Source organism: Candidatus Poriferisodalis sp. (assembly GCF_965208555.1).
GTDB lineage: Bacteria > Actinomycetota > Acidimicrobiia > Acidimicrobiales > Poriferisodalaceae > Poriferisodalis.
Map to the genome: position 1 here is coordinate 3,076,823 of NZ_OZ242342.1, position 19,252 is coordinate 3,096,074.

Below are 19,252 nucleotides of genomic sequence, written 5' to 3' on the forward strand. Positions count from 1 at the left end.
AGTGACGGGGCGAAGCGAGCCGCCGGGTCTGCCGACGGGTGCAGCGAGTCGGCCAGGGGAACGCTCACATGAGCGTCGGTAGCCTGCCGCGATGGCCGGATCGCATGCGGCACATCATCACGCTCACAGCCCGCCCGACGGCGAGCACCAGCTCGCCGCCAAGGTGCTCACAGTCTCCGACGGCGTGATCGCCGGAACGCGTGATGATCGCAGCGGCGAGGCGCTGGGCGAAGCGCTGGCTGGCGCCGGATACGAGGTGGTCGAGCGACGCGTCGTGGCCGACGGCGTCGACACGGTGGCCGATGCCCTGCGGTCGATGTCGGACCGGTTCGAGGGCCTCATTGTCTCGACCGGCGGGACCGGCTTCACCGAGCGGGATCTCACGCCAGAAGGCACCCGTGCCGTCATCGAGCGGGAAGCCCCGGGCCTGGCCGAGGCGATGCGGCTGGTGAACCCGTTGGGCCGGCTCTCCCGAGGCGTCGCGGGCATCATCGGGCACGCGATCGTGCTGAACACGCCCGGCTCCACCAAGGGCTGCGTCGAGTGCTTCGAGGCCGTGGCCGACGTGCTCCCGCACGCACTCGCATTGCTGGCCGGCGAACGGCTGCACTGATGCCGGCCGACGGCATCACGCGCATGAATCGTGCGGTGGAGCTGGGGGAGAGCGTGCGCGGCACGACGGCACCGAATCCGTGGGTGGGCGCCGTGCTCGTCACGGCCGATGGGCAGACGTTCGAGGGCGCCACTGAGCCACCACCGGGCAGGCACGCCGAGATTGTTGCGCTGGATGCAGCCCGCGACGCGGGTGCCGACCCAGCCGGCGGGACCCTGTCCACCACGCTCGAACCGTGCTCGCACACGGGCCGCACAGCGCCGTGCGTCGAGGCGGTCATCTCAGCCGGCATCGCCCGGGTCGCCGTCGGCGTGACCGACCCAGATCCCAACGTGGCCGGCAGCGGCATCGAGGCGCTGCGGGCAGCAGGCATCGAGGTCGATGATGGCGTCGGCGCTGCCGCCGTCGAATGCTCGCTTCGGCCGTACCTGCACCAGCGGCGCGAGGGCCGGCCGTGGGTCGTGCTGAAGCTGGCAGCCACCATGGACGGGCGGGTTGCGGCCGCTGACGGCACGTCGCAGTGGATCACCTCGCCCGAGGCCCGTGCCGATGCGCACGCCTTGCGCGCCCGTTGCGACGCTGTGCTCGTCGGCGCGGGAACCGTGCGTGCCGACAACCCATCGCTCACCGTGCGGGATGCGCCGGGCGCCGATCCGAGACGCTTCGTGCTGGGCGCGGTACCGGCCGGGGCAAACGTCCACCCGTGCACCGAGGTGAGCGGGCCGCCAGGCGAGGTGCTGGCCAGGCTGGCGGCTGACGGTGTGGTGGAGCTGCTGGTGGAGGGCGGCGCCGGTGTTGCCGGAAAGTTCCATCGGGCCGGCTTGGTTGACGAGTACGTCATCTATCTGGCGCCGGCGCTCATGGGCGGCCACGACGGGCTGCCCATGCTGACGGGCGAGGGTGCGCCCACCATCGGAGAGCTGTGGCGCGGCGACATCGCTGAGCTTCGGCAGGTCGGGCCCGATGTGCGCATCACGATGCTGGCAGCCGGGCATGCGGCCGGTACCGTCGTTTCAGATCCCGCCGCCGGGCATCCGGCAAGCTGATAACGGATCGCTGGAAGGACGGGCGATGTACACAGGACTCGTCGAAGAACTCGGCAGCTTTGCCGGCCGCGACGGCGAGCGGTACCGGTTCACTGCCGCGCTCGTGCTCACCGACGCCGCTGTCGACGACTCGATCGCGGTGAATGGCTGCTGCCTGACAGTGGTCGAGATGGGGGACGGCTGGTGGGAGGCCGACGTCAGCGCTGAGACTGTCAAGCGAACTGCGCTGGGCGCACTGGCGGAAGGTGACCCCGTGAACCTCGAGCGCTGCATGCGCTACGCCGACCGGCTCGGCGGGCACCTCGTGCAGGGCCACGTCGACGGGGTGGCGACCATTGTCCACCCAGCCCCCGACCTTCGCGTCGCAGTGCCGCCCGAGGGCAGCTTGCGCCGCTACCTGGTGGAGAAAGGCTCGGTGACCCTCAACGGCATCAGCCTGACCTGCTTCGACATCACCGACGACGACGAGGGCGGATGCGAGTTCTCGGTGGCGCTCATCCCGCACACCATGGCCATGACCACCATGGGCACCGCGCAGGCCGGCGACCTCGTCAACCTGGAGGTCGACGTCCTCGCCCGTTACGTCGAGCGCCTGCTCGGGCAGAATGGTGCAGCAACCGCACCAGCCGACGCACTCGGCGTCGGCGCATCAGAAGGCAAGTGAGTCCGGCATGACCGACCGCAACGCAGCCGACGACGCGCCTCCTGCGTCGCCGTTCGCTGCCATTCCCGACGCGATCGACGCGATCGGTCGGGGAGAGATCGTGGTGGTGGTCGACGACGAGGACCGCGAGAACGAGGGCGACCTCATCATGGCGGCCGAGCACGCCACACCCGAGGCGATGGCGTTCTTCGTGCGCTACACGTCGGGTGTCATCTGCGCGCCCCTGATGGGGGAGCGCCTCGACGATCTGGCGCTTCCGCTCATGGTGACGGTCAACACCGAGTCCATGCGCACCGCCTACACGGTCACGGTCGATGCCGCGGAGGGCACCACTACCGGGATCTCGGCTGCAGACCGCTCACGCACGCTCAACCTGCTGGCAGACCCCAAGTCCAACGCGAACGACTTCAACCGTCCCGGTCACGTGCTGCCGCTGCGCTACCGGCCGGGCGGCGTGCTGAAGCGGGCCGGGCACACCGAAGCCGCAGTGGACCTCGCCCGGCTGGCCGGTTGCCACCCGGCGGGAGTGCTCTGCGAGGTGGTCAACGACGACGGGACCATGGCCCGCGTGCCCGATCTCATCGAATTCTGCGAGCGTCACGGGCTGCTGCTCATCTCGATTGCCGACCTCATCCGTTACCGGCGCGTCAACGAGCGCTTGGTCGACCCGATCTCGCAGGCCCGCATCCCCACCATCTACGGCGAGTTCACCGGCCACGTCTTCCGCGACTTCGACGACACCGAACACCTGGCGTTGACGTACGGATCCGTGATGGGCGCAGAACCTGTGCTGGTGCGCGTTCACAGCGAATGCCTGACCGGCGACATCCTGGCGTCGATGCGCTGCGATTGCGGATCGCAGCTGCACAGTGCGCTCGAGGCCATCGCCGAAGCCGGCGCAGGCGTGCTGGTGTACCTGCGGGGCCACGAGGGCCGCGGCATCGGCATCGGTCACAAGATTGCGGCGTACTCGCTGCAGGATGCTGGCCGCGACACGGTCGACGCCAACCTGGAGCTGGGCCTGCCGGTGGACAGCAGGGAGTACGGCATCGGGGCGCAGATCTTGGCCGAGCTCGGTGTGCAGCGGATGCGGCTGATGACCAACAACCCCAACAAGATCGGCGGGCTGTCGGGCTACGGGCTGGAAGTCGTCGAGCGAGTGCCGACGTCGTCGAACGCGAATCCCTACAACCGGGCCTACCTGCGCACCAAGAAGATGCGCTTGGGCCACCTCATGGACGACGCGGCCGACGGCGCAGTCGAAGTCGCCGAAGAACTCGAAGAGGCGCCCCCGCTCGCCGACTAGGGGACGATCTTGGAGATCGGCATCTCGATGATGTCGGTCGCGCCTCGTTCCAGCAGCTCGGGAATGAGCACGTTGATCTGGTTCTTCGGCACGACGGTCTCCACCGCGTAGGCCTCGCCGCCCCACAGCTCGTTCACCGTCGGGGCCTTCATCGAGGGCAGCAGATTCACCACGGCGTCGAGATGCTCGCGCCCGACGTTCAGCTTCACCAGCACGCGGCCGCGAGCGTCCAGCACCCCGTCCAGCAGGGTCTTGATCTGCGTCATCGCCCGGCGCTTGGCTGGGTCTTCGTACGCGGCACGGTTGGTGAAGATCTCGGTGTAGCTCGTGAGGATCTCGTCGATGATTCGCAGGCCGGCGGCGCGCAGCGCGCGCCCGGTCTCGGTCAGGTCCACCACGGCATCCACAATGTCGGGGGCCTTGGCCTCGGTCGCGCCATAGCTCAATCGAACGTCGGCGTTGACACCGCGGTCGGCGAAGAAGCGCCGGGTCAGCTCGGGATACTCGCTCGACACGCGTACACCGTCCGGCAAGTCCGAAAGCGAAGCGAAGGCGCTGTCCTGCGGTACCGCCACGACGATGCGCACCGGCCGCGAGGTGGCCTTGGAGTAGCGAAGCTCGCCCAGCGAGACCACATCGCTGCTGGTCTCTTCGATCCAGTCCCGCCCGGCGATGCCCAAGTCGAACAGGCCGTCGGCCACATATGACGGGATCTCCTGGGGCCGCAGGATGCGCACGTCGTCGATGCGAGGGTCGTCGACAGTGGCGCGGTAGTCCACCGCCGAGCTCCGGCGCACCGGCAGATCGGCGTCTGAGAACAGCTGCAGGGTCGCTTCTTCGAGCGAACCCTTCGGGAGTACGAGCTTGAGCACGGGCGGTAACGGTACCTGCGGTGCCCTGCGGTGCCCTGCCGATTTTCTGTGCCGTCAGGCCGGGCTGTCTCGGGTCCCGTTCCTATTCGGCTGCCGTCTGGCGCTTGTGAAGCTCCACGTAGGCCAGCCGGATCTGCTGCAGCGCCCCCCGCAGCGTCTCGCCCGCAGGCAGCTGGTCGGCGAGGTTGTCCACCAGCAGGCCCAGGGCGTCAATCGGCAGCCGCGCCTCGGGGAGATCGGGCGGGTCCCGCCGCAGGTGCAGCGCGGCCAGCTCGAACAGCCCCATCATGTGGTTCTGCACGATCTCTGCCGCGGGCACCGAGACGAGCTGTTCCTGGGCCTCGCGCAGCTGCTCCTGCATCTCGGCCAGCTCTTCGGGGTCGAACGGCTCGCCGGTGCGCGGGTCGATCGGCAGCCCGGTCTCTGGATCGATGTCGAGTTCGCCGGCGAAGGCACCGCCCTCTGCCTCGTCGGCCGTATTGAAGGCGCCTCCTTCGTCGGCCGGCGGCGCCGGCGGCGCGTCGGCGTTCTCGCGGGGCACGCGATGCTCACCCTCCGGTGTCCACAACGTGCTCATCGCTGATCTCCCCGCTCGGATCGGCTGTGCTGGCTTTCTCCGGCGCTGTTACCCTACGGCCCCTACAACTGGAACAAGCGGGGTCTGACCCCCACCGAACCGCCGCAGGGCGCGTTCCGGTACTGGGCTCGCACAGGGCGCCGCGTGGACGAGGAGCGTCCTTTGGACAAGCGAGTACGGCCATAGCACGCGCAAGTGACGGTGACGCCCGGATCAACGAGGACATCAGGGTCCGCGAGGTCCGCTTGGTCGCACCCGACGGCGAGCAGATCGGCATCAAGTCGGTTCCCGAGGCTCTGCAAATCGCCCGCAATATGGACTTGGACCTCGTCGAGGTGGCGCCGAACGCCGCCCCGCCGGTCTGCCGGATCATGGATTACGGCAAGTACAAGTACGAGGCGGCGCAGCGAGCAAAGGAGTCGCGGCGCAAGGCGACCCATGCCGGACTGAAGGAGATGAAGTACCGGCCCAAGATCGGGACCGGCGACTTCGGCACCAAGACGTCCAAGGTCTGCAAGTTCCTCGAGGACGGCCACAAGGTGAAGGTCACCGTCATGTTCAGGGGACGTGAGGTGTTTCATCCCGAGCTCGGCGGCCAGATTCTCGAACGGGTGGCCGAAGCGGTTGCCGATGTCGGGAAGGTCGACCAGTTCCCCCGCCTCGACGGGCGCAACATGACGATGTTGCTGAGCCCGGATCGTGCTTCACGCCAGCGTCGCAAGGCCGCAGACCCGCCCAGCGACTGAGCTGCGGCGAGCGCGTGCAACCCGCCGCGCAGCGCCACATCCATCGAAACCCACAAGCAAGGCAGCAAGACCATGCCCAAGATGAAGACCCACAGCGGAGCCAAGAAGCGCTTCAAGACCACCGGTTCCGGCAAGCTCGTGCGGCGCAAGCGCAACCGCAACCACCTGCTCGAGAAGAAGTCATCTGCACGCAAGCGGTGGCTGGCGCTCGAGGGCGAGGTGTCGGCGGCTGACCGCAAGCGGGTCAACCGCATGCTGGGCCGCTGAGCGGCGCCTCCAGCCACACCAACCGCAGGCAATCCCGAACTAGCAAGGACACACCACCGTGGCACGAGTCAAGCGATCCGTAGCGAGTCGCACCCGCCGCAAGGCGACGCTCCAGAAGGCGAAGGGCTACTACGGCAACAAGAGCAGATCGTTCCGGGCGGCCAATGAGCAGGTCATGCACAGCGGGCAGTACGCGTTCCGCGACCGCCGGGCCCGCAAGGGCGAGTTCCGGCGCCTGTGGATCCAGCGCATCAACGCTGCGGCGCGCCAGAACGGCACCACCTACAGCCGGCTCATGCACGGGCTGGATGTTGCAGGCGTCGCCGTCGACCGCAAGAACCTGGCCGACCTGGCCGTGAGCGACCCCCAAGCGTTCGCCGCGATCGCCGAGCGCGCCGAAACTGCACTTGCCGGCGGCGCAGTGGACACAGCCGCCTGAGCACTCCTGAGCCGACTGCGCCATCGGGGGGCCCAGCGGCCCCGTGAGCGCAGCGAACAAGAGCGACAAGCATCAGGTGATGCAACGAGCAGGCGCAGATCCCGACCCTCCGTCCAAGGCCGCGCTGTCGCGGCTGTCGCGCTTGGTGCGCGACCGGCGCCAGCGAGACGCCTCAGGCCTGGCCGTCGTCGAGGGGCCCAGGGCGGTCGACGGGGCGCTGGCCAGCGGGGCCACGCTCGAGGCCGTGTTCGCGCGCCCCGAGCTGGTCGACCGGTATGCGCCGGCGGGCGCTCCCGATGAGCATCCCGACGCTTCGCGCCTAGGCGCCGGCTACCGGGAGCGGATCGGAGCGATCCACCCGGTGCCCGCAGACGTGCTGGACCCGCTTGCCGACGCCATGAACCCCCAAGGCGTGCTGGCAATCGCACGCTTCGCCGACGCGCCGCTTGACGAGGCGGCAACTGCAGCACGGGTGGTGGTGCTCGAAGCAGTGCGTGACCCCGGCAATGCCGGCGCTGTAGTGCGAAGCGCTGTCGCCGCAGGCTTCGATGCGGTCATCGCCACGCACGGTTCGACCGACCTGTGGAGCCCGAAAGCGCTGCGCGGTGCGGCAGGGCTGACCTTCGGGCCGCTGGTGTGCCGCGGGCATCCCACTGCCCAGGTGCTCGACGCCCTTGCCGATGCCGGCCATGTGCGTGTGCGTGCGGCTCCCGACGGCGATGTCGGGGTGGACGAACTGCGCTCCGCCGAGCACATGGCGCTCGTGGTGGGCAACGAAGCGCATGGGCCTTCGGCCGAGGCGGTCGGCGGCACCGATGTGGCCGTCGCGATTCCCATGCAGCATCCGGTGGACTCGCTCAACGTCGGCGTTGCCGCCGCCGTGCTGATGTACGCGATGCGGGCCGACGCCTGAGAATCCCTGCCGTTCGTCGCAGAAGGCTCGTACCCTGCCTGCCGTGAACGGCCCAGCCGCCAACCCCTCCTCTGAGGCATCGCCCGAAGCGCTGCTCGCTGAGATCGCTGAGGCGCGCACGCTCGGCCTGCTGTCAGTGACCAACGCGTCAACAGCAGACGAGCTCGCAGGGATCGAATCAACGCTGTTCGGGCGCAAGTCGGCACTGGGGCGGATCAAGCAGGGTCTGGGAACGCTGGAGCCGCAGCAGCGAGCCGCAGTCGGGCGTGCGCTCAACGAGGCGCAGCAGGAGCTGCGCGCAGCCCACGCCGCGGCGGCCGACGAGCTGGCCGCGTCGGCACGCCGGGAGCAGCTGCAGCGTGAGTGGCTGGACCTCACCGAGACGCCGTCCGGACCGGGCCGTGGCCACCTTCACCTGGTCACCCAGACCACGGAGCGTCTTGAGGACGTGTTCGTGGGCATGGGCTTCACGGTCTCTGAGGGGCCCCAGGCCGAGACCGACTGGTACAACTTCGAAGCGCTGAATCTGCCGGCCGCGCATCCCGCACGCTCCATGTGGGACACGCTCTATCTGGACATGGGCGAGCGCACCGAACTCGGCGACGGCGAGGGCGGTGAGGCAACCAACGTCGTGCTGCGGACCCACACTTCGCCGGTGCAGATCCGGGTCATGGAGTCCCAGCCGCCGCCGATCTACACCATCTGCCCCGGCCGGGTGTTCCGGCGTGACACCGCGGATGCCAGCCACATGCCGGTCTTCCACCAGATCGAGGGCCTCGTCGTGGATCGAGGCATCTCGTTCACCGACCTGGCGGGCACGCTCGAAGAGTTCACCTCTGCCTACTTCGGCAAGGCGATCTCGTCGCGGTTGCGACCGTCCTATTTCCCGTTCACCGAGCCGTCGGCCGAGTTCGACATCAACTGCGTGATCTGCGAGGGCGCTGGTTGCCAGACCTGCCAGCGCACCGGCTGGATCGAGCTGGGCGGCTGCGGCATGGTGCACCCCAACGTGCTGACGAACTGCGGTATCGACTTCGAGGAATGGACCGGGTTCGCGTTCGGCTTCGGCATCGACCGGCTGGCGCTGATGCGCCACGGCATCGACGACCTGCGCGACATGTACACCAACGACATCCGCTTCCTCAGCCAGTTCTGATGCAGGGAGTCGTGACGTCATGAAGGTGCTGCTGAGCTGGCTGCGCGAGTTCGCGCCCATCGAGGGCGACCCTGCCGAGCTAGCCGACCACCTGAGCGACCTCGGCATGGCGGTGGAGGAGATGCGGACCCTGCCGTCGCTGGACGGGGTCGTCGTGGCTCGTGTGGCCGGCCTGCGGCCTCACCCTGAGGCCGACCGCATCCAGCTCGTGGACGTCGAGCTGCCCGGCTTTTCCGGTGAGGGGGCCGACGGCGCGCTGCAGGTGTGCTGCGGCGCGTTCAATATGTCCGTGGGCGACCTCGTGCCGCTCGCCACCATCGGTGCCACGCTGCCGGACGGCCTGCAGGTCAGTGAGCGGCGCATGCGCGGCGAGGCCTCCGAGGGCATGTGCTGCTCCGCTGCGGAGCTCGAACTGGGCGCCGATGCCGACGGCATCATGATTTTGCCCGGTGACATGGAGATCGGCGCTCCGCTCATGTCCCAGCTCGGCCTGGCCGGCGATGTGCTGTACGACCTCGAGGTCAACCCGAACCGTCCCGATGCGATGTCGGTGGCAGGGGTCGCGCGCGATCTGGCAGCCCGCCTGGGTGTGCCGTTCCAGATTCCTGAGCCGTCCCTCAGCGAGACCGGCCAGGACATCTCGTCGGTGGCATCGGTGGAGATCATCGACGCCGATCTCTGCGGACGATTCGGCGTGCGCGTCATCTCCGACGTCTCCATCGGCCAGTCGCCGCTGTGGATGCAGGCCCGGCTCACCCTGTGCGGCATGCGCCCGATCAACTCCGTGGTGGACGTATCGAACTACGTGATGCTCGAGCTGGGCACGCCGAACCACACCTACGACCTGGCGCTCGTGCCCGGCGGCCACCTGGGGACACGCCGCAGTACAGGGGGAGAGCGTCTCGTCACGCTCGACGGCACAGAACGCGAGATGCTCCCCGGCGACGGCCTGATCGTCGATCGGGACGACCGGCCCATCGGCATCTCGGGAGTGATGGGCGGCGAGAACACCGAGATCAGCGACGACACGACAACGGTGCTGCTCGAACTCGCATGGTGGGATCGCCTGTCGATCAGCCGCACCTCCCAACGGCTGGGCCTGCGTTCGGAGGCCTCGATGCGTTTCGAGCGCGGCACCGACTACGAGCTGGTGCCGATTGCACTGGACCGGTTCTGCGAACTGCTGGACCGAGTGACGCCCGGCGGTGTGTCGGTGTGCCGCGGTCGCCTCGACGCCCGCGGCGATCTGCCGGGACACAGGAACGTCGCGGTGCGTCCAGCCCGGATGGGCCACCTGCTCGGGCGACCCTTCACCGCCACCGACCTCGGGGACCTGCTCAACCCGATCGGCATGACGAGCGCTGCGTCCGATGACACCGCTGAAGGAGACGAAGGCACCCTCGAGGTGACGATCCCGAGCTTCCGCCCGGATGTCGAGACTGAAACCGATGTGGCCGAGGAAGTCGCCCGCCACTACGGCTACGGGCGGCTCGGCCGGACCGTGCCCCGCTCACCCGAGCCCGGGCGCCTCACACCAGTTCAGGGCTTGCGCCGCGACCTGCGCCGCGTGCTCGTCGGCGCGGGCCTCTCCGAGGCGATGCCCAATCCCTTCCTCGCACCCGATGCCGTGCGGCGTGCTGGCATCGACGATGCCGAACCGGTGAGGCTGCTGAACCCCCTCGCAACCGAGGAATCGATCCTGCGCCCATCGCTGCTCCCCGGCCTGCTCGCAGCCGCCGCGTACAACAGCTCCCACCGCAACGACACGGTGTCGCTGTTCGAGATGGGCGTCGTGTTCGGACCTCCGTCCGCGCAGAGCGCGACCAGCGAGCTGCCCACCGAGACCGAGCACCTCGGCGCCATCTGGGCAGACGGCGCGGTCGCTGACGCGATGCAGCTGTGCGGTCTGATCGAGGCGGCGTTCGGCTTGGAGATCAAGCTGCACAACGCTCGAGACCTCGACGGCATGCACCCGGTCCGGGCGGCTGAGGCGCTGCTCGGCGAGCGTCCGGTTGGCGTTGTCGGCGAGATCGATCCAGTCGTGTGCGAACGCCACGGGCTGACGGATCGCTGTGCCTGGCTGCAGCTCGACGTGGAGTTGCTGCTCGCAGCCGCATCTGCTGCGGCCGACCGGCCGTACCAAATCGTGTCCACCTACCCGTCAAGCGACATCGACTTGGCCTTCGCCGTCCCCGACAGTGTCCAGGCTTCCGCGGTTCGCGACACGCTGCTGTCGGCCGGCGGGCAGGAGCTGCGTTCAGCGGAACTGTTCGACGTCTACCGAGGCGGCCAGATGGCCGCCGGCACCCGCTCGCTGGCCTACCGCCTGCGCCTCCAAGCCGACGACCGCACCCTCACCGACCAGCAAGCGGCCGAAATCCGCCAGCGCTGCATAGACGCCGTAGAGCAAACCCACCACGCAACCCTCCGCTGAATCAGGCTGAGCGCGCCAGAAAACGAGGGGCGCATGGGGGGTCAGTAACCCAACTCCAGATACACCGGCCCGATCAGCGCCTCACCGGCAACCCTGCGAGCCACATTCGCAGCCACCCGATCGGCCAGCAGCACCAGCCCCATCTCAGGCGTATTGCCGATGTGCGGCGTGATCAGGCAGTTGGGCAGGCCCCACAGCGGATGTCCATCGGGCAATGGCTCAGGATCGGTCACATCCAGCGCTGCGCCGCCGATCTGACCCGTCTGCAGCGCTGCAACCAAGTCATTGGTGACGATGTGACCGCCCCTCGCGACGTTCACCACCCAGGCGTGATCTGGCAGTGCCGCCAGCTCCGCAGCCCCGATGATGCCGGCCGTCTCCGGGGTGAGCGCCAGCGCCAGCACCAGAACATCGGTGCCCGGAAGGATGTCCGCGAGCGCCTCGGGGCCCACCACGCGCGATGCCTCTGCCATCGGTGCGGGCCGGTTGCGCAGCACCGTCACCTCGCAGTCGAACGGCGCAAGCAGGCGCAGCAGCGACTCGGTGATGCCGCCGCCGCCGAGCACGGTCACATTGGCACCGAGCAGGTTGCGCCCCTCGGGCGCGGTCCATTGCGATGCTCTGGCGTAGGTCGCCATACCTCGCAGGCCGGCCAGCGCCAGCATCAGCGCGTGCTCGGCGACAGGCTCCGCGTACACGCCTTTGCCGCAGTACCACTCGAGGCCAGGCCGGGCGGTCACGATGTCGACGACGGGCTCGATGCCCGCGTAGGGGAGCTGCACCCATTCGATGCCGGGATTCGCATCCACCAGTTCCCCGATGAGGTGCGCTTGCGTGGGCTCCGCCCACACCAGCGCCGATGCCGCATCCGGAGTGCTCACCGTGCCCCCGCCTCGTACGACGGCCTCAGCCAGCACGGGACGCCGCCAGCAGTCCGGCTCGACGGCGACCAGCGCGCTCATCGTGCGGTCCTGCTGCCGGTGCCCTCGTCACAGACCATTCAGACGCCTCAGCGGATGTCGGCTGCGAGACCACCGTCCGGGCAGATGATCTCGCCGGTCACGAAGCTGGCCTCGTCGCTGCACAAGTACAGGCAGGCGTTGGCAATGTCGACGGGTTCGCCGAGCCGCCCCAGCGGCGTCTCCCGCTCGCGCTCGCGCACCCATTCGTCGCTGCCGGTCATCGACGCCGTCATGGAGGTGCGGATGTATCCGGGCGCAACCGCGTTCACCCGGATGCCGTAGCGATTGAGCTCCAGCGCGGCGCAACGGGTCAGCATCCACACGCCGGTTTTGGACACGCAGTAGTCCGAGGCGGCCGGCAGCGCCATCAGGCCTGCCACCGAGGCGATGTTCACGATGGCGCCGCCCCCGTTGTCGCGCATGCGGCGTGCCACCGACTGGTTGGTGAGCATGACGCCGGTGAGGTTCACGTCGATCACTCGCTGCCACGACTCCAGCGATTTCCCGAGAAGCCACCGGTCGCCACGCTCATAGACATCCTGGTCGACCTGTTCGGGAATCTCCCGGCTGACGTAGCCCGCATGGGAGATGCCGGCTGCGGCCACGCACGCGTCGAGCCGTCCGAACGCCGTGACCGCGGCCTCGGCCATCGCCTCGTTCTGCTCCGGATCGGCTGTGTCTACCTGCGTCCAGCTCGCAGGTCGGCCGCGGTTGGCGATCTCCGCGGCCACTGCCTCGGCCCGAGCCGGGTTCAGGTCGGCCACTAGCACCGACGCTCCCTCCTCGGAGAAGCGCAGTGCGCACGCCCGGCCGATGCCCGACGCGCCGCCGGTGATCACCGCCACCTTGCCGTCCAGACGATTCATGGCGCTGGCCACGTTCGCCTAGCGGCCGGCGGCCATGACGCCGCCGTCGGGGAAGATGATCTCGCCGGTCACGAAGCTGGCGTCGTCGCTGCACAGGTACAGGCAGGCGTTGGCGATGTCGTCTGGCTCGCCGAGGCGTCCGAGCGGGGTCTCGCGTTCGCGTTCGCGCACCCACCGCTCGTTGCCCAGCACCGCGCCGCTCATGGACGTCTGGATATAGCCGGGCCCGACGGCGTTCACGCGGATGCCGTAGCGGCTGAGCTCCAGGGCGGCGCAGCGGGTCAGCATCCACACGCCGGCCTTGGACACGCAGTAGTCCGAGCTGCCCTTGAGCACGTTGGTGCCGGCAATCGACGAGATGTTGACGATGGCACCGCCGCCGCTGTCGCGCATCTTGCGGGCCACGGCCTGGTTCGTGAGCATCACGCCGGTGAGATTGACGTCGATGACTCGCTGCCACGACTCCAGCGACTTGTCGATGAAGAACATGTCGCCGCGGTCGAAGCGGTCCTGCCCGGCTTGCTCATCGATCTCGCGGCTGACATAGCCCGAGTGCGAGATCCCGGCGGCCGCAACGCAAGCGTCGATGCGTCCGAAGGCATCGACCGCGGCGTCGGCCATGGCGTCGTTCTGCTCCTGATCGGAGGTGTCCACCTGCACGGCGACCGCCTCGCGGCCCAGCGCGTTGATCTCGTCGACGACATTCGCCGCGCGAGCGGGGTTCAGGTCGGCCACCACGATCGAGGCGCCCTCGGCCGCGAAGCGCAGCCCGCAGGCCCGCCCGATCCCCGACGCCCCGCCGGTGATCACCGCCACCTTGCCCGCCATCCGGCCTGCTGTGCTTGCTGACGCCGCTCCATGCGGCGCTGTGTCCGAAGCCATCGTCTCTCCTCTTGCAGCGGATCAGTTCGTGCCGCCGACAGTGCAAGATCATGCCCCACGACAGCGAGACGTTGCCGCCCGCCGGCACGTCAGCCGGAATTGCCTACCCGATCCTTGAGGTCCGTGCGTCGACCGCGGATGAGCCGCCAGGTGACTCGCTCATGCCTGGGCGAGATGCCCATGGCTTGGCGGATGATGCGCTCGTCGACATCGTCGGGGGCAGGCGAGAAACCGATCTCGGTGGCCATCCGCACGCCGTTGCGGGCGAAGAACGACGAGGCGATGCGCTCGAACTGGGCCAGCACCTCCATCTCGGGCTCCAGCTCGCCGGTCACCGAGCACAGGTAGGCGAAGTTCTTGATGAACAGCATCAGTTCCTTGGGAATGCGTGCGCCGTTCGCCAGCAGTCCCGAGATGAGCGCCCGGAACTCTGCGGTGAATTCGTCCTCGGTGAGCTCGAGGGGGTCGAAGCCCGGCCGGTCGAGGCGCAGGTCTTCGATGACCCGCTCGGGGTTGCTGCCAGGTCCGAAGGCGCCCAGGTCGATCATCCCGGCAATCTGCGACTGCAGGTCGCCGGTGAGCAGCCCGACCACATAGCGCAGGAAGGCCACCCGCTTGGGCCCTTCGAGCCGGCCCGTGATTCCGAAGTCGACCAACCCGATCGCCGGCGGCTGGCCGGGCGGCGTGCCGTCGGTGTCGATGAACACGTTCCCTGCGTGGAAGTCGCCGTGGAAGACGCCTGTCATGCACGCGCCGTGCAGCAGTGCATCATTCATCTGGCGGAAGATCGCAGCAGCCTCGCCGTCTGCAAGATCGGCGGGCTGCAGCTCGCTGAGCGGCCGGCCGGCGACGGGGCTCATCACGATCACCCGCTCGGTGACACCGTCGAGCACCGGCTCGGGCACCTGCCAGCGGCCGGCGGTGGTGGCGCGCAGCGCACGGTCGACTTCGAACAGGTTCGCCACCTCGACCCGGAAGTCGAGTTCCTCAGTGATGGTCTCGGCGAAGAGCTCCACGAGCGCCGGCGGGTTCGCCAGCGCGGTGATGGGGATGCGACCCACCAGCTTGGGTGCGATCCACGCCAGCACCGCGAGGTCGCGTTCGACGCGCTTGCGGATGCGAGTGCGCTGCACCTTGACCATGACGCGTGTGCCGTCGCCGAGGCGGGCCTCGTGCACCTGAGCGATAGAGGCTGCCGCGGTCGCCTCGCTGTCGAATTCGGAGAAGCGCAAATGAAGCTCTCCCAGCTCGGACTCGACGACGCTGCGGATCGCCGACCACGGTTCTGGAGGCACTTGGTCGCGGCACAGCCGGCACTCGGCCACGAGCGCGTCGGGGAAGACGCCCTCACCGGCGGCGATGAGCTGTGCCAGCTTGATGTAGGCCGGGCCGAGCTTGGTGGCTGCGAGCCGCAGTCGCCGGTAGGTCTGCTCGCGGCGCTCGTCGGGATCGAGTCGCCGGTCCAGCAGCCGGCCGGCATAGACCGCCCAGCCGATGCGCGCAGCGGTGACGACGAGCCGGCCCAGCGGGGGAAAGCGCGGCCGCTCGATGAGCTCGGGGACGCTTGCTGCGATGGCGCGGCGCAGCGGCGCCACCTCGGCCAGGTAGCGGTCCCGCTCGGCTGAGGTGCCGGTATCGATCTGAGCGTGTGCGGGCGGCATGGTGCCGGCGTCCACGCGTGCGCTGAGTGCCGGTGCATTCAGGCGCAGGCGCATGCGGGACGGACCCCAGATGCCCATCGAGAGCGGTTTCCACTGGACGGGCTCGTCGAGCTCGAAGTGCTCCACCCGCTCGACGAAGACTCGCAGTGCCTCCTGCAGCTCCGCTCGCGCCAGGAATGCGCCGAGGCAGTGGTGAGCACCGCTGCCGAAGGCGAGGTGCGGGTGCTCGCGCGGCGCGGCCGGATCGAACTCGTAGGGATCCGGCTCGACAGATGCGATGCTCGGCGTCGAGCTCGGCGTCGAGCTCGGCTCCGCGGCCTCGCGCGCCGGGCATCCACCCGACAGGCTCGCTGCGTGCAGGCCGATCATGACCACCGTGCCGGCGGGGAACAAGAGCCCGTCCACCACGAGGTCGGTCGTGGCGATGCGCATAGCGGTGCGCACGGCGCCGATGTACCGGAGCGATTCCTCCACGTAGGCCGGAATGCGGTCCGGATCGGCTCGCAGTGCGGCGTACTGCTCGGGCCGGTCGGCCAGCACAGCGAGAGTGGCGCCGAGCTGGTTGCGCGTGGTGTCGGTGCCGGCGATCAGCAGCGCTTCGACCATGCCGATCAGCTCGTCGGGGCTCAGCCGGTCGCCCTCCTCTGAGACGCCGATCAGCTCGCTGAGCAGGTCGTCGGCTGGATTCTGTCGGCGTTGGGAGATCAGGTCGACCACATACGCGCTCAGCTCGGCTTGCGCGACGGCGATGTCGTCGAGCCGGGCGACGACGGCTTCGGCATCGCCGTCGAAGAGGCCGAAGATTGTCTCTGCCCAGCGGCCGAACTGGCCCCAGTCGTCGTCGGTCACACCCAGCAGGCGGCAGATGACCGGCACGGGATATGGATCGCAGAACTCGGCCACGATCTCGCCGCTGCCCGCCGCCATCAGCGGGTCAATCAGTCGGGCTGCGTGTGCTGCCATGAAGGGACGCAGGCGATCAGCGGCTGCCGGCGTGAAGGCGCGGCCGAACAGGCGGCGCAACCGGTGGTGGTCGTCGCCTTCCATTGCCAGCACGTTCGGCCGGGCCCGCATGGCCTCGTCGCCAGGACTCGGAGGCGCGTCGCGGCGGGCCCGCGCCATGAAGGCGTTGAAGTTGACCGGTGTCCGGCCCGAACCATCCAGCATCGCGATGCCGGCGAGCATCGAGATCCATGCAGGATCGCGCAGGATCGTGCGAGCTTCGTCATAGCCGTGGACGAACAGCCCGAAGGGCGTTCGGACCACCCAATCGCCGGAGCGGCTGAGCTCCCGGCTCATCGCCACGAGGTCGGCGAATTCCCCGATCGCGAAGTCGGCGAACGGCACTGCTCCCTCGTCGTCAACGGATCGGATCGGCGCGCCGGTGCCGTTCAGCGCGGCGGTCGTGCTGTTCACGGCCTCTATCTCATCACGATTGAGGCTCACTCCCACCGCGCGCCGCAGCCGCTTGGGCACACTCTCGGTGTGGATGCGGTTCGGAGGCTGGCGGCAGGCTGCGCTGCCGTACTGGCGATTGCGGGCTGCTCGGTGCAGGAGTCCACGCGAAGCGGCGGCCTCATCCCGCCGAGCGCGACCACCGCGGCCGTGGCATCGCCGGCAGCCACGCTCGCGACCGTCGCTGTGCCGTCGTCGGCCGTGGGCGGCGCCCAACCGGCCGACACATCGCCGGCGACCACCCAGCCCCCGCGGACGACCGTGGTGGATCCGCTGGCATACGCCCGACAGGTGCTGGCAACCGCGACGCCGCCGGACGGCTTCGCTGAGGGCGTGCTCGGCGTGACCGGGCTCGACGGCACGCAGCTGTGGCCGGTCATCGTCGCCGACACTCCCGAAGCACGCCAGCGGGGACTCATGGGTGTCGAAGACTTCTCGACGTTGGGTGGCTATGCCGCAATGGTGTTCGTCTTCGACGGGGACACCTCCGGCGCGTTCTGGATGCGCGATACGCCACTGCCGCTGCGGATCACCTTCGTCGCCGCAAGCGGCTCGGTCGTGTCGGCCGCCGACATGGCGCCGTGCCTGCCGCCGACGCCGTCGGACGAATGTGAGCGCTACCGCCCCGAAGGCCCGTATCGCATCGCAATCGAGCATCCTGTGGGCCCAGCCTTCGACATCGGCCTCGCCGTTGCCGAACTCGTCGAAGTGATGGTCGAGCAGCGCCGCGACGCCTGAGCACATGACGCGGGCGACGGCAAGGGGATCGCTCCATTGCCAACTACGCTGCGGTGCCGCGGCCGCTTCGTGCGCCACTGCACAGCCGACATGACGGGAGTTGGATCGGGACCATGCTGAGATTTGCCGAAGAGATTCTGCTCCTGCTGCTGCGAGACGACGACGGCAAGCTGATCCATGTGCCCGAGCGAACGCTCGACCGGGTGATCGCCGGATCGGTGCTCATGGACCTGGCGATGGAGAACCGGATCGACACCGATCTGGAGAAGCTCATGCTGATCGACTCGACGCCGATCGGCGACGGTCTGCTCGATCCCACGCTGGCCCAGATCGCCGCCCAGCAGTCTGAGAGCGATTCGCGCTACTGGGTGGAGTTCGTGGCCTCGCGTGCCGAAGGCATCCGCGAAGAGGCATTCGCACGTCTCGTCGACCGGGGCATTCTCGAGCGCAAGGACGACCGGCACCTGTGGGTGTTCCGTTCCCGCCGCTACCCGATGATCGACGGCAAGGCCGAGCGCGAGGTGAAGCTGCGCATCATGGGCGTGCTGTTCAGCGACGAGATCCCCGGCCCGCGTGACGTCGTGATCATCGCGCTGACCGACGCCTGCGGCATTTTCGGCGAACTGCTGTCCAAGTCGGAACTGGAGCAGGCAGCGCCCCGCATCGAGCAGGTGCGCAAGCTGGATCTGATCGGCCAGGCTATGACGCAGGCCATCCGCGACATCGAGATGTGGCTGGCCAGCTCCACAGTCAGCCGCTTCATGCTGTAGCTGAGCCGCTCAGTCGGGCCTGCGCAGCCGCAGGCCTGACGCCTCAGTCCTCCAAGGTCTCGCTGCCGCGGTACATGGCCTGCCGGCGGACCCCGCTCACGTAGGTCTGCACGGCGTCGTCGGCCGGTGTGCGCTCGGGGTCCCAGCGGCCCCAGTGGATGAGCTGATCGAGCGGGTGGCGGTAGCGCGACTCGGCGCGCCGGTGCGGCCAGCCGATGGGGAGTGTGGCAATCGGCACCAGCGGCTCGGGCACCCCGAGGAGCTCACGCAGCTCCAGGGCGGTTGTGTCCTCGCCGCCCCCGCTCAGCCACGCTGTCGTGAGGCCGTATGCAGCCGCCGCCAGGTGCATGTTCTGCGCGGCGGCACCCACCGAGGCCAGCAGGATCTTTTGATTGTTGGCGGCGTACTCGTCGTGCCAGCCGTCGTGGTCGCTGACCGGGTACGAGTCGACCCATCGGGGATCGCAGAAGAGCAGCACGATGGCCAGCGAGTTGTGCAGCCAGTGCTTCTTGTGTACGTGGGGGAATCCCCGGCAGTGCTCCACCAGCCGGTCGGCTTGTCGCACGAACACATCGGATACGGCCAGCACGTCGGCTCGCTCCGCCGCGACCACGAAATGCCACGGCTGGGTGTTGGCACCTGACGGCGCCCAGCGACCGGCCTCGCAGATGCCGCGCAGCACCTCGGCAGGCAACGGCTCGGGCGGCGGCTCGAAGCTGCGCACTGAGCGGCGCAGCCGGATCACCTCCATCAGCGACTCGAAGCGCGGTGCGGTCAGGTCGGCGTTGGACGGGATCGGCGCAGCCATTGCCGCAAGCTACTTGTGGACGGGGAGCACCTCGCCATGGCGAACCGCAGGCAGCAGGTGCGCGTGCCCCCTTCTAC

19 protein-coding genes are annotated in these 19,252 nt (G+C 68.8%); 12 read left to right on the top strand and 7 right to left on the bottom strand.

Annotated features, from left to right (window positions below):
• Positions 1 to 91 precede the first annotated feature (91 nt).
• Genes ACOGXE_RS14145 through ACOGXE_RS14160 form a run of 4 tightly spaced genes read left to right on the top strand, consistent with a single transcriptional unit; the run spans position 92 to position 3,629 of the window.
• The gene (locus tag ACOGXE_RS14145; protein ID WP_419931545.1) at positions 92 to 613 is read left to right on the top strand and encodes a MogA/MoaB family molybdenum cofactor biosynthesis protein; all 522 of its coding nucleotides are present in this window, start codon (positions 92 to 94) and stop codon (positions 611 to 613) included.
• Positions 613 to 1,659 carry a bifunctional diaminohydroxyphosphoribosylaminopyrimidine deaminase/5-amino-6-(5-phosphoribosylamino)uracil reductase RibD gene (gene ribD / locus ACOGXE_RS14150; RefSeq protein ID WP_419931546.1) on the top strand — a complete coding sequence of 349 codons (1,047 nt, stop codon included), beginning with the start codon at positions 613 to 615 and terminating at the stop codon, positions 1,657 to 1,659. Before ACOGXE_RS14145 ends, ribD begins: the two co-directional genes overlap by 1 nt.
• Before the next feature lie 25 nt (positions 1,660 to 1,684).
• Positions 1,685 to 2,323: a riboflavin synthase gene (locus ACOGXE_RS14155; RefSeq protein ID WP_419931547.1), complete on the top strand. Its 639-nt coding sequence runs from the start codon at positions 1,685 to 1,687 to the stop codon at positions 2,321 to 2,323.
• Between the two features lie 7 nt (positions 2,324 to 2,330).
• Positions 2,331 to 3,629 carry a bifunctional 3,4-dihydroxy-2-butanone-4-phosphate synthase/GTP cyclohydrolase II gene (locus ACOGXE_RS14160; RefSeq protein WP_419931548.1) on the top strand — a complete coding sequence of 433 codons (1,299 nt, stop codon included), beginning with the start codon at positions 2,331 to 2,333 and terminating at the stop codon, positions 3,627 to 3,629.
• Here the strand turns inward: ACOGXE_RS14160 and hisG are convergent.
• On the bottom strand, positions 3,626 to 4,501 hold the full coding sequence (gene hisG, locus ACOGXE_RS14165) for an ATP phosphoribosyltransferase (RefSeq protein WP_419931549.1): 876 nt from the start codon (positions 4,499 to 4,501) through the stop codon (positions 3,626 to 3,628). The genes ACOGXE_RS14160 and hisG overlap by 4 nt on opposite strands.
• An 82-nt stretch (positions 4,502 to 4,583) precedes the next feature.
• Positions 4,584 to 5,078, bottom strand: a complete 495-nt coding sequence (locus ACOGXE_RS14170) for a hypothetical protein (RefSeq protein ID WP_419931550.1) — start codon at positions 5,076 to 5,078, stop codon at positions 4,584 to 4,586.
• Between the two features lie 245 nt (positions 5,079 to 5,323).
• On the opposite strand from ACOGXE_RS14170, the gene infC reads away from it, so the two are divergent.
• From infC to pheT, 6 genes are all read left to right on the top strand, one after another.
• The gene (gene infC, locus ACOGXE_RS14175) at positions 5,324 to 5,824 is read left to right on the top strand and encodes a translation initiation factor IF-3 (RefSeq protein WP_419931551.1); all 501 of its coding nucleotides are present in this window, start codon (positions 5,324 to 5,326) and stop codon (positions 5,822 to 5,824) included.
• A gap of 72 nt (positions 5,825 to 5,896) precedes the next feature.
• Positions 5,897 to 6,091 (top strand): 50S ribosomal protein L35, encoded by a 195-nt coding sequence (gene rpmI, locus ACOGXE_RS14180; protein ID WP_419931552.1) that lies wholly within the window; start codon positions 5,897 to 5,899, stop codon positions 6,089 to 6,091.
• 58 nt (positions 6,092 to 6,149) lie between these two features.
• On the top strand, positions 6,150 to 6,530 hold the full coding sequence (rplT, locus tag ACOGXE_RS14185; RefSeq protein WP_419931553.1) for a 50S ribosomal protein L20: 381 nt from the start codon (positions 6,150 to 6,152) through the stop codon (positions 6,528 to 6,530).
• 79 nt (positions 6,531 to 6,609) lie between these two features.
• Positions 6,610 to 7,443, top strand: coding sequence for a TrmH family RNA methyltransferase (locus ACOGXE_RS14190; RefSeq protein WP_419931554.1), 834 nt, complete (start codon positions 6,610 to 6,612; stop codon positions 7,441 to 7,443).
• A gap of 103 nt (positions 7,444 to 7,546) precedes the next feature.
• On the top strand, positions 7,547 to 8,599 hold the full coding sequence (pheS, locus tag ACOGXE_RS14195; protein WP_419933527.1) for a phenylalanine--tRNA ligase subunit alpha: 1,053 nt from the start codon (positions 7,547 to 7,549) through the stop codon (positions 8,597 to 8,599).
• Between the two features lie 19 nt (positions 8,600 to 8,618).
• Positions 8,619 to 11,033 carry a phenylalanine--tRNA ligase subunit beta gene (gene pheT, locus ACOGXE_RS14200; protein ID WP_419931555.1) on the top strand — a complete coding sequence of 805 codons (2,415 nt, stop codon included), beginning with the start codon at positions 8,619 to 8,621 and terminating at the stop codon, positions 11,031 to 11,033.
• 41 nt (positions 11,034 to 11,074) lie between these two features.
• Here pheT and ACOGXE_RS14205 read toward each other — a convergent pair whose 3' ends face one another.
• The 4 genes from ACOGXE_RS14205 to ACOGXE_RS14220 all read right to left on the bottom strand — a co-directional run bounded on the left by ACOGXE_RS14205 (position 11,075) and on the right by ACOGXE_RS14220 (position 16,820).
• A complete protein-coding gene (locus tag ACOGXE_RS14205; protein ID WP_419931556.1) occupies positions 11,075 to 11,995 on the bottom strand; it encodes a D-isomer specific 2-hydroxyacid dehydrogenase family protein in 921 nt (306 codons plus the stop codon).
• A 47-nt stretch (positions 11,996 to 12,042) separates the two neighbouring features.
• Positions 12,043 to 12,861: an SDR family NAD(P)-dependent oxidoreductase gene (locus ACOGXE_RS14210; protein WP_419931557.1), complete on the bottom strand. Its 819-nt coding sequence runs from the start codon at positions 12,859 to 12,861 to the stop codon at positions 12,043 to 12,045.
• Between the two features lie 18 nt (positions 12,862 to 12,879).
• Entirely contained in the window at positions 12,880 to 13,743 is an 864-nt protein-coding gene (locus ACOGXE_RS14215; RefSeq protein WP_419931558.1) for an SDR family NAD(P)-dependent oxidoreductase, read from the bottom strand.
• A gap of 89 nt (positions 13,744 to 13,832) precedes the next feature.
• Complete coding sequence (locus ACOGXE_RS14220) at positions 13,833 to 16,820, bottom strand: cytochrome P450 (RefSeq protein ID WP_419931559.1); 2,988 nt, start codon at positions 16,818 to 16,820, stop codon at positions 13,833 to 13,835.
• 69 nt (positions 16,821 to 16,889) lie between these two features.
• Here ACOGXE_RS14220 and ACOGXE_RS14225 point away from each other — a divergent pair, with 69 nt between their 5' ends.
• Both ACOGXE_RS14225 and ACOGXE_RS14230 read left to right on the top strand, forming a co-directional pair.
• Positions 16,890 to 17,597, top strand: a complete 708-nt coding sequence (locus ACOGXE_RS14225) for a DUF192 domain-containing protein (protein WP_419931560.1) — start codon at positions 16,890 to 16,892, stop codon at positions 17,595 to 17,597.
• A 113-nt stretch (positions 17,598 to 17,710) separates the two neighbouring features.
• Entirely contained in the window at positions 17,711 to 18,367 is a 657-nt protein-coding gene (locus ACOGXE_RS14230; RefSeq protein ID WP_419931561.1) for a GOLPH3/VPS74 family protein, read from the top strand.
• A gap of 43 nt (positions 18,368 to 18,410) precedes the next feature.
• Here ACOGXE_RS14230 and ACOGXE_RS14235 read toward each other — a convergent pair whose 3' ends face one another.
• Positions 18,411 to 19,175 (bottom strand): nitroreductase family protein, encoded by a 765-nt coding sequence (locus tag ACOGXE_RS14235; RefSeq protein WP_419931562.1) that lies wholly within the window; start codon positions 19,173 to 19,175, stop codon positions 18,411 to 18,413.
• Between the last annotated feature and the right edge of the window lie 77 nt (positions 19,176 to 19,252).

What these genes read in the sequence shown, in the direction of transcription:
- ACOGXE_RS14145 (WP_419931545.1), top strand. Translation starts at nt 92, where the DNA reads ATGGCCGGATCGCATGCGGCACATCATCACGCTCACAGCCCGCCCGAC.
- ribD (WP_419931546.1), top strand. Translation starts at nt 613, where the DNA reads ATGCCGGCCGACGGCATCACGCGCATGAATCGTGCGGTGGAGCTGGGG.
- ACOGXE_RS14155 (WP_419931547.1), top strand. Translation starts at nt 1,685, where the DNA reads ATGTACACAGGACTCGTCGAAGAACTCGGCAGCTTTGCCGGCCGCGAC.
- ACOGXE_RS14160 (WP_419931548.1), top strand. Translation starts at nt 2,331, where the DNA reads ATGACCGACCGCAACGCAGCCGACGACGCGCCTCCTGCGTCGCCGTTC.
- ACOGXE_RS14170 (WP_419931550.1), bottom strand. Translation starts at nt 5,078, where the DNA reads ATGAGCACGTTGTGGACACCGGAGGGTGAGCATCGCGTGCCCCGCGAG.
- rpmI (WP_419931552.1), top strand. Translation starts at nt 5,897, where the DNA reads ATGCCCAAGATGAAGACCCACAGCGGAGCCAAGAAGCGCTTCAAGACC.
- ACOGXE_RS14190 (WP_419931554.1), top strand. Translation starts at nt 6,610, where the DNA reads ATGCAACGAGCAGGCGCAGATCCCGACCCTCCGTCCAAGGCCGCGCTG.
- pheT (WP_419931555.1), top strand. Translation starts at nt 8,619, where the DNA reads ATGAAGGTGCTGCTGAGCTGGCTGCGCGAGTTCGCGCCCATCGAGGGC.
- ACOGXE_RS14205 (WP_419931556.1), bottom strand. Translation starts at nt 11,995, where the DNA reads ATGAGCGCGCTGGTCGCCGTCGAGCCGGACTGCTGGCGGCGTCCCGTG.
- ACOGXE_RS14210 (WP_419931557.1), bottom strand. Translation starts at nt 12,861, where the DNA reads ATGAATCGTCTGGACGGCAAGGTGGCGGTGATCACCGGCGGCGCGTCG.
- ACOGXE_RS14215 (WP_419931558.1), bottom strand. Translation starts at nt 13,743, where the DNA reads ATGGCTTCGGACACAGCGCCGCATGGAGCGGCGTCAGCAAGCACAGCA.
- ACOGXE_RS14230 (WP_419931561.1), top strand. Translation starts at nt 17,711, where the DNA reads ATGCTGAGATTTGCCGAAGAGATTCTGCTCCTGCTGCTGCGAGACGAC.
- ACOGXE_RS14235 (WP_419931562.1), bottom strand. Translation starts at nt 19,175, where the DNA reads ATGGCTGCGCCGATCCCGTCCAACGCCGACCTGACCGCACCGCGCTTC.